Below are 15,038 nucleotides of genomic sequence, written 5' to 3'. Positions count from 1 at the left end.
CAATTTCATAGGTCCAATATGCCGCCGATTTCGCCGCCGCTGTCATTTAACCCTGCTGGTATTGAGCTGGATCGCCGCCAGGGGCTGACACGCCAGCTGTACGAGGCCCTGCGCCAGCGGGTACTGGATGGGCGACTGGTCAGCGGCACGCGATTGCCCGCCACCCGTGACTTGGCGGCGGCGTTGTCGATCTCGCGCAACAGTGTGGTGCGCGCCTATGATCAGCTGTACGCGGAGGGGTTTATCGAGAGCCGGGTCGGCGATGGCACTTATGTAGCCCAATTGCCCACACCGAAAAAACTATCCACAAAAGTATCCACAGGGTTTTCAACAGGCTTATCCCCATCCTTATCCACAAAATGGCAGAAATTGCCGGAAGATCTGGATAGTGAAGTTATCCACAGCGCGGGCGTGGAGCGGGTGAAAAACAACCACCTGTCTTTGCCGCCATCGGGGCCGCCACGGGCGTTTCGTGTGGGTGTGCCGGCGTTCGATCTCTTTCCCTTTGAGGTGTGGGCCAAGCTGAATGGGGCATTTTGGCGCAAGCCGGACCTTGAGCAGCTGTGTTACGGCGACCCGGCAGGCGATGCGCGCCTGCGCGGTTTGATCGCCGCTTACCTGCGCAGCTCGCGGGGCATGCAGTGCACGGCTGAACAAATAGTGATCACCAGTGGTGCGCAACAGGCAATCAGCCTTTGTGCACAGTTGCTGGTGGAGCCCGGCGACGCAGTGGCGGTGGAGAATCCCGGCTATCGCGCGGCGGGCCATGCGTTTGCCCTGGCCGGCGGGCGCTTGCACGGCGTGCCGGTGGATGCCGAAGGCATTGATTGCCAGGTACTCAATACCCTTGGTGATTGCCGGGTAGCGTACGTCACGCCTTCTCACCAGTACCCGCTCGGTGTGGTGATGAGCCTGGCGCGGCGTCTGGAATTACTGGCCTGGGCCGAGCGCACCGGCGGCTGGATCATCGAGGACGACTACGACGGCGAATACCGCTACAGCGGCGCGCCCCTGTCGCCCTTGGCGGCGCTGGACCGCAGCGGGCGAGTGTTGTACGTCGGCACCTTCGGCAAGGTGGCGTTCCCGGCGTTGCGCCTGGGTTACCTGGTATTGCCACCGGGCTTGGTGGACGCCTTTACCCGGCGCCGCGCCGTGGACATGCGCCACTCCGAAGTCAGCACCCAGGCGGTGATGGCCGAGTTTATGGCGGCCGGGCATTTCCAGCGCCACATCCGACGCATGCGCCGCGCCGCCTTGAGCCGACGTAACGCCCTGCTGGCAGGTTGGCCTGACGACTTGCCTGGCGTTGGCGCCCTGCCCAGCGTGGCGGCCGGGTTGCACCTGACCGTGCGCGTGGAAAATCTGGCCCGCGAGCAACAGTTGCTGGCGCAGGCGCACGCGGCTGGCGTCGAGGTGAACGGCTTGAGCAGCTATTGGCTGCCTGGCTCTGCAACCCCCGCCGACCAACGCGCCGGCCTGGTACTGGGCTTCGCCGCTGTGCCGGAAGCGGCCATCGCCCAGGCGCTGGTGCGGCTACGCCAGGCATGGGGCGCTGGCCATGCGTGAAGGCGCCTGCCGGGTTAAGTCCCCGACTTGATCTTGGTCCACGCTCGCGTCCGCGCCCGCTCGGCATCACGCCCCAGTGGCTTGAGGGTGTAGAGCGTGTTCATGGCGGCTTCGGTCGGGTACAGGTTGGGGTTATTGCGAATCGCCGGGTCGACCTGTTCGGTGGCGTCCTTGTTCGGGTTGGGGTAGCCGACAAAGTCACTGATTGGCGCAATCACCTGAGGTTGCAGCAGGTAGTTGATGAAGGTGTAGGCGTCCTGCGGGTTTTGCGCGCCTTTGGGAATGGCGAGCATGTCGAACCAGATCGGCGCGCCTTCTTTGGGCAGGCGCATGTCCACGGTCACACCGTTTTTTGCCTCTTTGGCGCGGTTGGCGGCCTGGGAGAAACTGCCGGAATAACCCACGGCCACGCAGATGTCACCGTTGGCAATATCGGCCATGTATTTGGACGAGTGGAAGTAGGTGATGTACGGGCGGATCTTCATCAGCAACGCTTCGGCTTTTTCATAATCCTTGGGGTTGCTGCTGTTGGGGTCCAGGCCCAGGTGTTGCAAGGCCAGCGGCAGGATCTCCGAGGGTGAATCCAGCAGGGCCACGCCGCATTGCTTGAGCTTGCTGATGTTCTCTTCCTTGAAGATCAGGTCCCAACTGTCCACCGGCGCGTTATCGCCCAGCGCCGCCTTGACCTTGGCCGGGTTGAAGCCGATGAGAATGGTGCCGTACATGTAGGGCACGGCGAATTTATTGCCGGGGTCGTTGGCTTCGATCAGCTTCATCAGCTTGGGGTCGAGGTGGTTCCAGTTCGGCAACTGGCTGCGGTCCAGCGGTTGGAATACCCCGGCTTCGATCTGCTTGGCCAGGAACACATTGGAGGGCACCACCACGTCATAGCCGGAGTTGCCGGTGAGCAGCTTGGCTTCCAGGGCCTCGTTGGTGTCGAAGATGTCGTACACCAATTTGATCTTCGGGTTCTGGGCCTTGAAGTCTTCAAGCGCCTTGGGCGTGATGTAGTCGAACCAGTTGTAGACCTTCAATGGTTTCTCTTCGGCATGAGCCGCGCCGCCGAGAACGGCTGCACAGAGGACGAGTGACTTGAGCATGTTCATTGGGCGGACTCCTCAAAACCTTCGAGCACGTTGACGGCGTTGATGCCGATTTCTTCCACGGCGTAGCCGCCTTCCATCACGAACAGCGTGGGCTTGCCCAGGCGGGCGATGCGCGCGCCCATCGCCAGGTAGTCGGGGCTGTCGAGTTTGAACTGTGAAATAGGGTCGTCCTTGAACGTGTCCACGCCCAACGACACCACAATGACCTCGGCGTCGTAGCGCTCGATCTCTCGGCAGGCTTGCTCCAGTGCTGCGCTCCAGCGCTCCCAGCCGGAGCCGGCCGGCAGTGGATAATTGAAGTTAAAACCTGTTCCTGCGCCTTCTCCCAGCTCATCGGCGTAGCCCAGGAAGAACGGGAACTCCGCTTCCGGGTGGCCATGGATCGAGGTGAACAGCACGTCGTTGCGCGCATAAAAAATCGACTGCGTGCCGTTGCCGTGGTGGTAATCCACATCGAGGATCGCGACCTTTTTATGGCCTTGGTCGAGAAACGCCTGGGCGGCAATCGCGGCGTTGTTGAGGTAGCAATAACCGCCCATCAAATCGCTGGCGGCGTGATGCCCCGGCGGGCGACACAGGGCAAAGGCGGCGTTGGCCCCTTGCGCGATGGCCTGCTGTGCGGTGAGCGCCACTTGTGCCGCGCTGTACGCTGCTTGCCAAGTGCCGGCGGTAATCGGTGCGCCGCCGTCAAAGCTGTAGTAACCCAACTGGCCGTGCAGGCTTGTGGGGATGACCCGACGCAGGGTTCGGGCGGGCCAGGTGTAAGGCAGCAGGTCGCCGTCCTGGCCGAACTCGGTCCAGCGCTCCCAGGCACCTTTGAAGAAATCGAGGTAGGCGTGGCTGTGGATGCGTTGCAGCGGCGCCAGGCCAAAGTCCTGCGGCGCCTGCACCGGGCCCAGTTCGCGGTCTTTGACACGTTGCAGCACATGGTCGGCGCGCGACGGCATTTCGAAGCAGGGCATCAATTGCCCGTCCATCAATTCGCAACGGCCGTGATGCAGGTGGTGATCGTCCGAGTAGATCGTCAGCATTTGTTGTTCTCCGCAGGCTGTATCAGTGGATGCAGTCTTGCGGCGGGCCGTGTTTATGAGAACGGCAGGAGCGGCCAAAAGGGGATAAATACGGCCAAATTGTCTGTCCGAAATTCGCCCCTCAATGGGGCGTCACGGGCGAAATTGGCTCGGTGCCACGCCACTCCAGCGCACAAACGCATGCCTGAAACTGGCGGTTTCGCTGAACCCCAGCGCCTCGGCTATCTGGTAAATCGGCCACTGCCCTTGTGTCAGCAGTTGCTTGGCACGCTCGAAGCGCAGCTCGTCCAGCAGTTCCTGATAGCTGCTGCCCAGGTCATGCAGGTGGCGGCGCAGGGTGCGCGCCGAGCAGTTCATCTGCTCAGCCAAGCCGTCCAGGCCGGGCGCGGCATTGAGTTGGGTGGTGAGCAGTTGGCGAATCCGGCCCAGCCAGGCCTGGCGCCCGGTGAACTCCAGGTTCTGTTTGCGGCAGCGTTCGGCCATGGCCTGGTGCGTAATGGCGTCTGCCAGGGGCAAAGGCTGGTCGAGCCAGCGCTTGTCGAAGGCGAAGGCATTGGCGGTGGCCTGAAACTGCAACGGGCAGGGGAAGCGTTCCGTGTAGCGCGCGAGGTAATCCGGTGCGTCATGTTCAAAGCGCGCCGCGAGCAGCGGCAGGGGCTGGCCGAGCAGGTCATCGCAGATCACTTTCAGCGATGCCAGGCACAGTTCGACGTTGAATACTTCCAGGCTCGCATTTTCCCGGTAGTCGCCCGCGGTAAACCAGATGCGCTCGCCGTCCGCCTCAAGGCTCAGCTCGAAGAGTGTTCCCAATAGCGCCGGATACCGCAGCGCCAGGCGCAAAGCGTCACCGAAGGTGGCACTGGTGAGCAGGGCGTAACCGAGCATGCCGTAGGCCGAGACGTGCATCTGGCGGCCCAGTTCCAGGCCGACATCCCGGCGCAGGGCCACCGCGTTGGCGCACACGCGCATTTCCTGATTGGTGGTGATGCGCGTGTCGGCGCGGTTCAGGTCTGCCGCACAGATACCGCTGCCGGCCAGCAGCGCCTCAAACGGCAACCCCTCGGCCTTGAAGGTACTGAGCACCAAGGAGACCGCGTTGAGGGTGGTCAGGTGTGAATGCAGCATGGTCGCTCCAGCCTGGGTTTGTCAGGCTGGAGCAAGTTATGTGCCGCTGCCGGGCACGCCCGTCAATCGCGCTCTGGCCGGAAAAACAAGCGCTTGGCCTGCGTCAGGCTGATGGTACTGCGATAGAACGCCACCCGTTGCTGTGCAGTGAGCCCGCGCACACTGTCCGCTGCTTTGCCGCGCGCGTGCTCCTGTGGGGTTTTCAAGCGCGCGGACAAAAATCTATCGGCCGGTGCGTCTGCGGTTGAGTAATGGAAGTGGGCATACCAGAGCGGCGTTTGCGTGGCCACATCGGTAAGGGTGTACTCGTCCAGATAGTCCTTGATCTCGCTTTTAAGGCGGCGTCGCTTGACGGTTTTTTTGAAGGTGATGAGTTTGTGATTCTTAAGCCATTCAACACCGGAAATGATCGGTGGCTGTTGCTTGATGATCTTCTGCACCTGCTGGTTGGACTGCAGGTAAAGCGCCTGCGCGGCGTCGTAGAGTTGTTTGCCGAGCGCCACCGCAGAGGGTTGCCGGCTTTCCGTGGCGTTGTCTTGGGTCAGTGCTTCTTCGATGGCCTTGTTGGCCTGCTCCAGCAACTGGGCATGTTGGTGAAGCATGTACTCGATGCCGATGGCGGTACGCGAGGCTTTGTTGATTTGCTCATCGGCGCGCGTCTGGAAGGCAGGCAGTTGGTCCAATAACGTTTGGCCGTTGAGCATGCTGCTGGCGACGGTGGGAACAACCGGTGAGGGCGGCGTACTGGCAGGCTTAATGTGTTCGGCCCAGACACCTGGGGATTTTTGATGAAAGGTGGCGATGACTTTGTGGGTCAGCGGTGACTTGATGTCGACAAACTCGGTTTCGAGCCCCACTGGGGTCAAGCGTGGCTCGCCAATCAGTACACCGTTGAAGCGCGTATGGATGAACTTCTTCACCGGCCGTGGTGGGGACGGCGGCGGTGTGGGCCGGATGCGACGGCGTTCTTGCTCGTTGTGCAACGGCGCCAGTTCAGCGCTGGCCCGATCGGCGAACTCACGGAGCAATGCACGCAGGCGCTCAATGGGTGGAGTGAGCGAGTGTTCGGTGTAGTCCTGGGGGAAATCCTGCAGGCGCTCATCAATGAACTGAAACTGCTCGACCAGGCTGCTCAAGGTTTCAATGCGTTCATCCAAGCGTGATTCGCTGCGCTCCTGAAGGGTATCGCGCAGGGTCTGCACGGCAATGTCTGCACGGTCGACAATCTCGCTGATCAGGGTCCAGGCGGCAGGCTCGCTCGCGAAGGATTGCGGCGCCAGGCATAGATGTCGCGCCAGCGTCACTTGCAAGGCCCGCAGGTCGTCGCTGGAATAGCCTGGCAGCCGAGGCTGGTTGAGTTGGATCATGCGCAAGCCCTCGCGGGCAAGGTCGCGTAACTCGGTGAAGCGCGATTGTGCGTAATCCAGGCGCATGATCATGGCGTTGCTCATGTCAGTCACTGACTGCGCGTCTGTGGCACGGGTCGCCGCGGTTGAGGTCGCGGGGGATTCGAGCTGTTCGAGCACGGTTTTGAGTGCGGGGTTGAACGTGGTTTGCAGCTCCCTGATACCGGCCTCATTGAGTTCCAGTTGCGCCTTCAAATAGCTCAGCGCTTTTTGCTGAAAGTCCGTGACGGGGGTGAAGACGTTCAAGGTCATCAGCTGTTGTCGGGCCTCTTCGTAGTCCGAGCTGTGGCTGTCGAGTTTGTTCATGTAAGCCTGGCGTTTGAACTTGGCCTGGGCCGAAGTGCCGGGCGTTGCGGTCATGGCCTGGTGGGCCTGTCGCAGGTCGCTTTGTACATTTTTCTTGGCATTTTCGAAGGCCGCCAATTTCAGGCGCAGTTCGGATGACTTCAGCATCGCCTGCTCCAGGGCGCTTTTCTGTTTGCCCTTGCGGCCGCCGCCGTGCAGGCGCAGCCGGGTGTCGATAAACCAGTTGCCCCTGGCGTTGTGAAGCAGGGGCGGGCCCTTACGGTCGGGTTGTTTGGCGTCGACAATGACGAACGTCTCGTCGCCTTCCAGTGTTACTTCAAACCAGCGTGCGCCCACTTGGGCGTAGTAACGCTGCTCGCGCTTGTACAGGTGTTGGTAGACGCCTTCCTCGGTGATGACCGCGGGAAGGTCAGTGGGTTTTTCGATGGCGAAACTGTCCAGCAGGGTCGCCAGGCTGCCGGAGGTGCGCGTGATCGCGCCGCTGGTGTTCAGTGGCAAGTCGTGCCCGGTGGGCGCGTAGTCTGTGGTGCGCGTCGGCAATTGCTCTACAGTCACCGCCGTTTTCGCGGGAAGGCGTGGGGTTTCAGGCTCGACCTTTGAAGGGGATGTGCCGGGGTGAGCGCGCGTGGCGACATGCAGGGTGATAGCCATGCCCAGGTTGAGCAGCACATCGGTGAGCGCCGACCATTGCGCCTGTTGCTCGCCGTGCTCATGTGCCTCGACCCATGTTTGTACTTGATCGACGATCTGCCAGATCCAGGCCCCGGTGCCGGCGATGCGGCCCATAAAGGGCAGGGCGGCATTGAAGATCAGCCAGCCGGCTTGCTTGAGCGTGGCCCAGCGGTTTTCGGCGTTGGAGACCGATTGGCGGTCTGCCAGCTCGACCAGCGCCTTGGCGTTGGCTTCAAACAACGTGGAAAACAGGTTGCCGTTGAGCGCTTGCTGGCCAAGGCTCATGGGGCCGCTGTAGGTCCAGAGTTTGTCAGGTTCCACCAGAAAGTCGGCCACGGTCCAGGGTGAGGGCAGGTCACTGGGAAACACGTAGTTGGTGTAGTCGCCGCGCACCGAGTCGGGCAGCCAGGCGACCACCGAATCACGCAATGCGTGGGACTGCGCGATGGCATATAACAGGTTCGCCTGTGACGGGTACTGAAGCAGCACCGGGTCGAACAGCGGGCGATACAACAGGCAGGGGCCGGCGTCGGCATTTTGCGGGCCGATGACGTACATGTTGCTCACCACGTCCTGGCCGTTGGACTGCCGGCGCTTGGGCACGAAAGCCAGATGCCTCATGACAATGGCTTGGCCGTCGACAAAACGGTCACTGCTTTCGGCTTGCATCACGGCTGCCACATAGCGGTAGCCGCGTTCGTCGATCCCGGCCTCTTTGCGCACCTTGCACTGCAACGCCAGCAACGGCAGCTGGATACGCAGGTGTTGGGTGTACAGGGTTCTGCGCCGCAACGACTCGTCCGGGTCGTCGATCAACTTGCTGCGAATGAGCGCCGGGTAAGTGGTGCCGATATCGACGTGCGTGATGAGCGTTTTCACGTAGTCCACAGTCAGCCACGCGGGCAAGCCCTTGCGCGCCTGCAACTGCAGGGTCTGGTTGCCGACAGGCAGCGCGATCAGGTTTTGCAGGGCCAGGTCGGCCAGGCTGAAGGTGCTGCTTTCGACCTGCCCCGGCAACGGGAACGTGCCCCAGACAACCTGTTTTTGCACCGTGATGGTCAGGGTATCCAACGCCAGCTCTGCGGCGTCGGGATGGTCCTTGATGATCTGCGTCTTGAGCCTGTCCTGGGCGTACTGCCGGATCGAGGGGATATCGTCCTGGTAGGTTTTGCCCGCGTTGCGGCTGTTCAGTGCGGCAAGGTCCTTTAGGTGCCGTGCATAAAACGCCCGGTCCGCGGTAGACGCTTGGTCGAGCCACTCCGGCAATGCTTGCTGATACCACACAAGATCAGGACCCTTGGGGGTCACCAGTCCGGCCTGCTCCGCCAATGTGCTCAAGGGCGTATCGCTCGGCGCGGTGGGCATGCCAGGGGTGAGGCGGGTGAGGGCGTCGATTTGCAGCGTGACCAGGGTGCAGGCCAGGTTCTGGAAAAAATTCCCGGCCGGTTCGTACAGGCGCCATTGCATGCGTTCATAGGGCGGTGGTCGGTACAACAAGGTCGTCAGGTACTCACCCAACTGTTCCTGGGTGGTGAACTTTTTATAGCCGTCGAACGAGTGGCTGAGGATGACGGTTTTGCCTTTGGACTGCCCGAGCAGCACGGCGATAAATATCTGGTGGGTGTGGCTGACCTTGCCGTCGCTGAGCAGATCAACGTCAACCAGGCACGCCTGGCGCTGGAGTGTGTCGCCGCTCTGGCGATCTGCCAGGTCGGGCGAGTGATACAGGCTGCGGGCCAACTTACAGTCGTCCTCGGTCCAGCCGTCCACCTCTTGCACGTTCCACGCGTTGCGCAGGGTATTGGCCAGTTCGTGCCATTGCGGGCCGCCACCTTTGCTGCTGTTCCAGAAATCCACCACCTGTTCCTTGAATGCCTGGAACAGCACTGGCGCCAGGATATTGATGGTGTTGGCGATTTGCACAATACGCACCGGCAGGTGAACCGCAGGCTCAGCCAAGGGGAGCTGGGTGAGAAAGTGTTCGCCCTCTATGCACAAGGTCGGCACTTTCAGGATGGCCTGCCTGGCCAAGAGGGTGCTGAGGGTCCAATAGCGTGCGGGGTTTGACGTGATCGTGTTGTCGACGAGCTCCCAGGTCGGCCTGCCCATCATTGTGGTATGAGGGTCGATATGCAGGTCGGGATACTGTTCGTTTAAGGCTTCGCGCAGCAGTTCGCAGGCAGCCTCGGTTATTGACGGGCCGACGCACAGTTGGGTGATCAGTTTAAGCGTGAGCGCTTCGGATGTTGCATCCTGCGGGGTAGAGCTTGGAGTAGTCATGGTGCATCCCTGTCTTGCCGATGGATGGGAACAACCCGAGGCATACGCTCGGGGTTCCCATGCTAGAAACCGGCAAGTCAGGAAGGGGGGTACTTATCTAGGACGTGGTTCCGTACCCAGGTCCAGCTCCACCAGACGGCGGATTTCGTCAGTGGCAAGGCCTGCTCCGATCAAGGCGTGGAGTTTGCCGAACGCCGCTTCGCGGGTCATGCCGCCACCGGACAGCACGCCCACGCCGCGCAAACGGCTGCCGGCTTCGTACACATCCAGTTCGACGCCGCCTTCATGGCATTGGGTGATCGCCACCACCACCACCCCGTTATCGCGCGCGCGCTGCAAGCCTTCGAGAAACGCCGGGTTGTCGCTGGGGCCCGTGCCACTGCCAAAACATTCGAGGATCAGCGCCTGGATGCCGCTGTCGATCAACGCGTCCAGTTGCCCGGCTGCGATGCCCGGCACCAGCGGCAATACGCCGACGTTGGCCAGCGCTTTGGGCTGGCGGTAATCCAGGGCGGCAGGCAGTGTCCCGGCCTTGGCCATGTCGGCGTTGCGTTGCAATGCGGCGAACGGATGGCGGCCAAAGCTGCGAATTTTCGCGCAACGGGTCGGCGCCATCAGCGCGCCGTGGAAGAACAACTGCACGCCCGGTGCCAGGCCTTCGCCCAACGCCGCCAGGGCGCCGCTGACGTTTTCCCAGGCATCGCTGTCGGGCACGCCGGCAGGCAACATCGAACCGGTAAACAGCACCGGCGCCTGCAGGCCCAGCAGTTGGAAGCTCATCGCCGCCGCGCTGTAGGCCAGGGTGTCGGTGCCGTGCAGGATCAGCACGGCATCGCAGCCTTCATCCACCGCCTCGATCACCGCGACGCGCAGGCGCTGCCAGTAGGCCGGGGTCATGTTGGCGCTGTCGATCAGCGGCGCCATTTCCCGGAAACGCCAAGCGGGGACTGGCTGGTTGGCAAGCTGTTCGCGCATGCGCGCTTCGAAACCTGAAGCGGGCGCCAGGCCGTTGGCGCTGGCCTGCATGCCGATAGTGCCGCCGGTGTAGAGCACCATTACGTTATTAGCGGGTTGCATAAAATCTCCTGAACGAAAAACGCCGCCGGGCCCAGAGCATGCCCAAGGCCGGGCGGCGTGTCATCTATCTAGGCTGCCTACGCTTAGCGTTGCGCTTGAGCGTTCAGATCAGCCGTGGCTTGAGCGGTTGGCTCAGGCTTCACTGGGTTCGCAGGCCAAGCCTTGCGATCCAGGTCCAGGTCAGGGAACTGGCTGGAGTCGAACACCGGCGTCTTGATGCCCGCTGCGCGCTGGTTGTCGTAGTCGTTCAGGATGCGCATGGCTATCTTGAACAGGAACGCCAGGGCGAACAGGTTGACGAACGCGAGCAGGGTCATGGTGATGTCGGCGAAGGCGAACACGGTGCCGAGGTTCTCGATGGAACCCCAGAAAATCAGCACCAGCACCAGCGCGCGGTAGCCCATCAGCACCTTGCGGTTGTCGCCCACGATGAAGCGCAGGTTGCTCTCGCCGAGGTAGTAGTTGTACATGATCGAGGTGAACACGAACAACGCCAGGGCCACCGAGATGAACATCCGGCCCCAGTCGCCGACTACCGCCGCCAGGGAGTTCTGGGTCAGGGCAATGCCGTCGCCTTCAAAGCCTGGGGTGTAGAAACCGGAGAGCAGGATCAGCAACGCGGTGCAGGTGCAGATCACGAAGGTGTCGAGGAACACGCTGAACGCCTGAACCACGCCTTGGGCGATCGGGTGTTCTACCGAGGCCACTGCCGCCACGTTAGGCGCACTGCCCAAACCGGCTTCGTTGGCGAACACGCCGCGCTTCACACCCATGATGATCGCGCTGCCCACCAGGCCACCGAAGGCTTGGTCGAGGCCGAAGGCGCTCTTGACGATGGTCGCGAGCATGGCCGGCACGTGGTCGAATTGCAGCACGATCACGTAGAGGGTCACGGCGATGTAGACCAGCGTCTTGACCGGCACCAGCAGGTCGGCAATCGAGGCGATCCGCTTGATCCCGCCGATAAATACCAGGCCCAGCAATACCGCCAGCGCCAGGCCGGTGTAGGTGGTGTCCAGGCCGAACGCGTTGTTCAGCGAGTGGGTCACAGCGTGGGCTTGCAGGCCGTTGAAGGCGAAACCGAAGGTCACCAGCAACAGGAACGCCATGACCATACCCAGCCAGCGCTTCTGCAGGCCGTGCTGAATGTAGTAGGCCGGGCCGCCGCGGTAGGTGCCTTCAGCGTCGGTGCGCTTGTACAGCTGGCCGAGGGAGCACTCGATAAAGCTCGAAGACATGCCCACCAACGCGGTGACCCACATCCAGAACACGGCACCGGGGCCACCCAGGGTCACAGCAATGCCGACACCGGCGATGTTACCGGCACCCACGCGGCCGGCCAGGCTGAGCATCAGCGCCTGGAACGAGCTGAGCTGGCCGGAGCTGCTCTTCAGGCTGTCTTTAAACACCGAGAACATGTGGAAAAAGTGACGCAGTTGAACGAAACGCGAGCGGATCGTGAAATAACCGCCGAGCCCGACAATGAGCACGATCAGTACTTTCCCTGAGAGGAAGTCGTTGATGACTTCGAGCATGGAGTGTTCCTCGCTGATTTTTCTAATGGCAAACGCAGGACGGTCCGACGCATCGTCTAGCACCAGGCAGTGCACGACGCTTCGACCCCAATCCTTTTGCGGGTGTTGTTATTCATGCGCTTTCGCGTTGTATCCGGGCCTCGTTACCGACGGCCGCAGACGCGAAGAGGGGCGGCACTATACCTAGGCGAGCGTGATCCGTCTGCACGGGGCGATTAAAGGTTTCAGCCAAGCTGTTGCAGGCAAGGAGGGTTTGTGGGGCGATATTGGAGTTTTTATGGGCTTCATTTCACAACCTTGAGGCAAAAAAAAGGGCCTGAAGAACGAGCCTTCAGGCCCTCAAAAGGTGAGAGGTGTCTAGTCCCTCAACCTGGTGAGCGGTGCAACAAACGTTAGGCCTTCAGCGGGACCAAACGTGGGGCAATCATGTTTTCGGGGCGCAGGATGTCGTCGAGCATGGCGTCGTCGAGCAAGCCTTCTTCGCGCACCAGTTCCAGCACGCCGCGGCCGCTTTCAAGGGCGATACGCGCAATGCGGGTGGCGTTTTCATAGCCGATGTACGGGTTCAGCGCGGTCACCAGGCCGATGGAATGCTCCACCAGTTCGCGGCAACGTGCTTCGTTGGCGGTGATGCCGACAATGCAATGCTCGCGCAGCATGTCCATGGCGCGTTGCAGCAGGCGGATCGAGTCGAAGATCTTGAACGCGATCAGCGGCTCCATCACGTTCAGCTGCAGTTGGCCGCCTTCGGCTGCCATGGTCAGGGCCAAATCGTTGCCGATAACCTGGAATGCAACCTGGTTCACGGCTTCCGGGATCACCGGGTTGACCTTGCCGGGCATGATCGAGCTGCCTGGCTGGCGTGCCGGCAGGTTGATCTCGTTGATGCCGGTGCGTGGGCCGCTGGACAGCAGGCGCAGGTCGTTGCAGATCTTCGACAGCTTCACCGCGGTACGCTTGAGCATGCCGGAGAACAGCACGAAGGCGCCCATGTCGGAAGTCGCTTCGATCAGGTCAGCTGCCGGCACCAGCGGCTGACCGCTGATCAGCGCCAGGCGCTGTACGGCCAGGGCCTGGTAGCGCGGGTCGGCGTTGATGCCGGTGCCGATGGCGGTGCCGCCCAGGTTCACTTCGGTCAGCAGCTCTGGCGCCAGGGTTTTCAGGCGGGCCAGGTCTTCACCGAGGGTGGTGGCGAAAGCGCGGAATTCCTGGCCGAGGGTCATCGGCACAGCGTCTTGCAATTGGGTGCGGCCCATTTTCAGCACGTGGCTGAATTCGACGCCTTTGGCGGCGAACGCCTGAATCAGGCTGTCTAGGCTGGCCAGCAGCGCGTCATGGCCCAGCAGCAGACCCAGGCGGATCGCGGTTGGGTAGGCGTCGTTGGTCGACTGCGCCATGTTCACGTCGTTGTTAGGGTGCAGGTACTGATACTCGCCCTTGTTGTGGCCCATGGCCTCCAACGCGATGTTGGCGATGACTTCGTTGGCATTCATGTTGGTTGAAGTGCCGGCGCCGCCTTGAATCATGTCCACCACGAACTCTTCGTGGAAATCGCCGCGGATCAGGCGGGCACAGGCTTCGCTGATGGCAGCGTGCTTGGCTTCGCTGAGCTGGCCCAACTCGCGGTTGGCGTCAGCGGCCGCTTGCTTGACCATTGCCAGGCCGACCACCAATTTCGGGTAATGCGAAATCGGAACGCCCGAGAGGCGGAAGTTATTCACCGCTCGCAGGGTCTGGATGCCGTAATACGCTTGAGCAGGTACTTCGAGTACGCCAAGCAGGTCTTTTTCTGTGCGGAATGATGCAGCGGAGGACATGACGGAAATCATCTCGATATGGACCCGGAACTGGCCGGAACGCTGCGAATGCTAGGCTTGTGGGAGTTTTTGGGCCAATGCTGTTAAACACTGGCCTATGCACAAACGGCATAATGTAGGTGTGACCCGGTTATCATGGCGGGCGTGTGTGCCAAAATGGTGCGTACCCGTGGGAGGAAGTGATGAACCTAGAGAGCAAATGGCTGGAAGACTTCAGCGCCTTGGCGGCAACTCGCAGTTTTTCCCAGGCGGCGGAGCGACGCTTTGTCACCCAGCCGGCGTTCAGTCGTCGTATCCGCAGCCTGGAAGCCGCGCTCGGCCTGACGCTGGTCAATCGCTCGCGCACGCCGGTTGAGTTGACGGCGGCGGGGCAGTTGTTCCTGGTGACTGCGCGCACGGTGGTCGAGCAGCTCGGTGAAGTCTTGCGCCATTTGCATCACCTGGAAGGCGGGCAGGGCGAAGTCATGCAAGTGGCGGCGGCGCACTCGCTGGCATTGGGCTTCTTCCCACGCTGGATCGCGCAACTGCGCAATGAGGGCCTGAACATCGCCACGCGGCTGGTTGCCACCAACGTGGGTGACGCCGTGCACGCTTTGCGCGAAGGCGGTTGCGATCTGATGCTGGCGTTCTACGACCCGGACGCGGCGATGCAGATGGACCCGGAGATCTTCCCGTCGCTGCACCTGGGCAATACCGAAATGCTCCCGGTGTGCGCAGCCGATGCCGAAGGCAAGCCGCTGTTTGGCCTGGAGGGTGAGGGCAGCGTGCCGTTGCTGGCCTACAGCGCCGGTGCATTTCTCGGGCGCTCGGTGAACCTGCTGCTGCGTCAGCGCGCCCTGCGTTTCACCACCATTTATGAAACAGCCATGGCCGACAGCCTCAAGAGCATGGCCCTGGAAGGCCTGGGCATTGCCTGGGTGCCGCATTTGAGCGTGCGGGCGGAGTTGGCGCGGGGTGAGCTGGTGGTGTGCGGCGGCCCGCAGTGGCATGTGCCGCTGGAGATTCGCCTGTACCGCTGCGCCCTGGTGCGCAAGGCCAACGTACGGTTGTTGTGGCGCAAGTTGGAAGGTGGGGCGGCGCAGAGCCCGCCAGTGGAGCGCGGTTAGTGTGGGAGCTG

At 61.8% G+C, this 15,038-nt stretch carries 9 protein-coding genes; 2 read left to right on the top strand and 7 right to left on the bottom strand.

What is annotated here, in order from left to right; all coding sequences use genetic code 11:
* Positions 1 to 18 precede the first annotated feature (18 nt).
* Entirely contained in the window at positions 19 to 1,566 is a 1,548-nt protein-coding gene (pdxR, locus tag PspR76_RS30445; RefSeq protein WP_159961137.1) for a MocR-like pyridoxine biosynthesis transcription factor PdxR, read from the top strand.
* Between the two features lie 14 nt (positions 1,567 to 1,580).
* Here the strand turns inward: pdxR and PspR76_RS30440 are convergent, their stop codons facing one another.
* The 7 genes from PspR76_RS30440 to aspA all read right to left on the bottom strand — a co-directional run bounded on the left by PspR76_RS30440 (position 1,581) and on the right by aspA (position 13,921).
* Positions 1,581 to 2,672 (bottom strand): polyamine ABC transporter substrate-binding protein, encoded by a 1,092-nt coding sequence (locus tag PspR76_RS30440; RefSeq protein ID WP_159961135.1) that lies wholly within the window; start codon positions 2,670 to 2,672, stop codon positions 1,581 to 1,583.
* Positions 2,669 to 3,703: a histone deacetylase family protein gene (locus PspR76_RS30435; protein WP_159961133.1), complete on the bottom strand. Its 1,035-nt coding sequence runs from the start codon at positions 3,701 to 3,703 to the stop codon at positions 2,669 to 2,671. Before PspR76_RS30435 ends, PspR76_RS30440 begins: the two co-directional genes overlap by 4 nt.
* 132 nt (positions 3,704 to 3,835) lie before the next feature.
* Positions 3,836 to 4,828 carry an AraC family transcriptional regulator gene (locus PspR76_RS30430; RefSeq protein WP_159961131.1) on the bottom strand — a complete coding sequence of 331 codons (993 nt, stop codon included), beginning with the start codon at positions 4,826 to 4,828 and terminating at the stop codon, positions 3,836 to 3,838.
* A 62-nt stretch (positions 4,829 to 4,890) separates the two neighbouring features.
* Positions 4,891 to 9,492 carry a DUF6543 domain-containing protein gene (locus PspR76_RS30425; protein ID WP_159961129.1) on the bottom strand — a complete coding sequence of 1,534 codons (4,602 nt, stop codon included), beginning with the start codon at positions 9,490 to 9,492 and terminating at the stop codon, positions 4,891 to 4,893.
* A 93-nt stretch (positions 9,493 to 9,585) separates the two neighbouring features.
* The gene (locus tag PspR76_RS30420; RefSeq protein ID WP_159961127.1) at positions 9,586 to 10,569 is read right to left on the bottom strand and encodes an asparaginase; all 984 of its coding nucleotides are present in this window, start codon (positions 10,567 to 10,569) and stop codon (positions 9,586 to 9,588) included.
* A gap of 83 nt (positions 10,570 to 10,652) precedes the next feature.
* Positions 10,653 to 12,104, bottom strand: coding sequence for an alanine/glycine:cation symporter family protein (locus tag PspR76_RS30415; RefSeq protein WP_159961125.1), 1,452 nt, complete (start codon positions 12,102 to 12,104; stop codon positions 10,653 to 10,655).
* A 392-nt stretch (positions 12,105 to 12,496) separates the two neighbouring features.
* Positions 12,497 to 13,921, bottom strand: a complete 1,425-nt coding sequence (gene aspA / locus PspR76_RS30410; protein WP_053258714.1) for an aspartate ammonia-lyase — start codon at positions 13,919 to 13,921, stop codon at positions 12,497 to 12,499.
* A 182-nt stretch (positions 13,922 to 14,103) separates the two neighbouring features.
* On the opposite strand from aspA, the gene PspR76_RS30405 reads away from it, so the two are divergent.
* Positions 14,104 to 15,027 carry a LysR substrate-binding domain-containing protein gene (locus PspR76_RS30405; RefSeq protein WP_159961123.1) on the top strand — a complete coding sequence of 308 codons (924 nt, stop codon included), beginning with the start codon at positions 14,104 to 14,106 and terminating at the stop codon, positions 15,025 to 15,027.
* The last annotated feature ends 11 nt before the right edge of the window (positions 15,028 to 15,038 follow it).

The sequence above is a fragment of the Pseudomonas sp. R76 genome, from assembly GCF_009834565.1.
Classification (GTDB): domain Bacteria; phylum Pseudomonadota; class Gammaproteobacteria; order Pseudomonadales; family Pseudomonadaceae; genus Aquipseudomonas.
The sequence above is the reverse complement of the archived record's forward strand: the minus strand, read 5'-3'. Positions and strand labels throughout refer to the sequence as shown.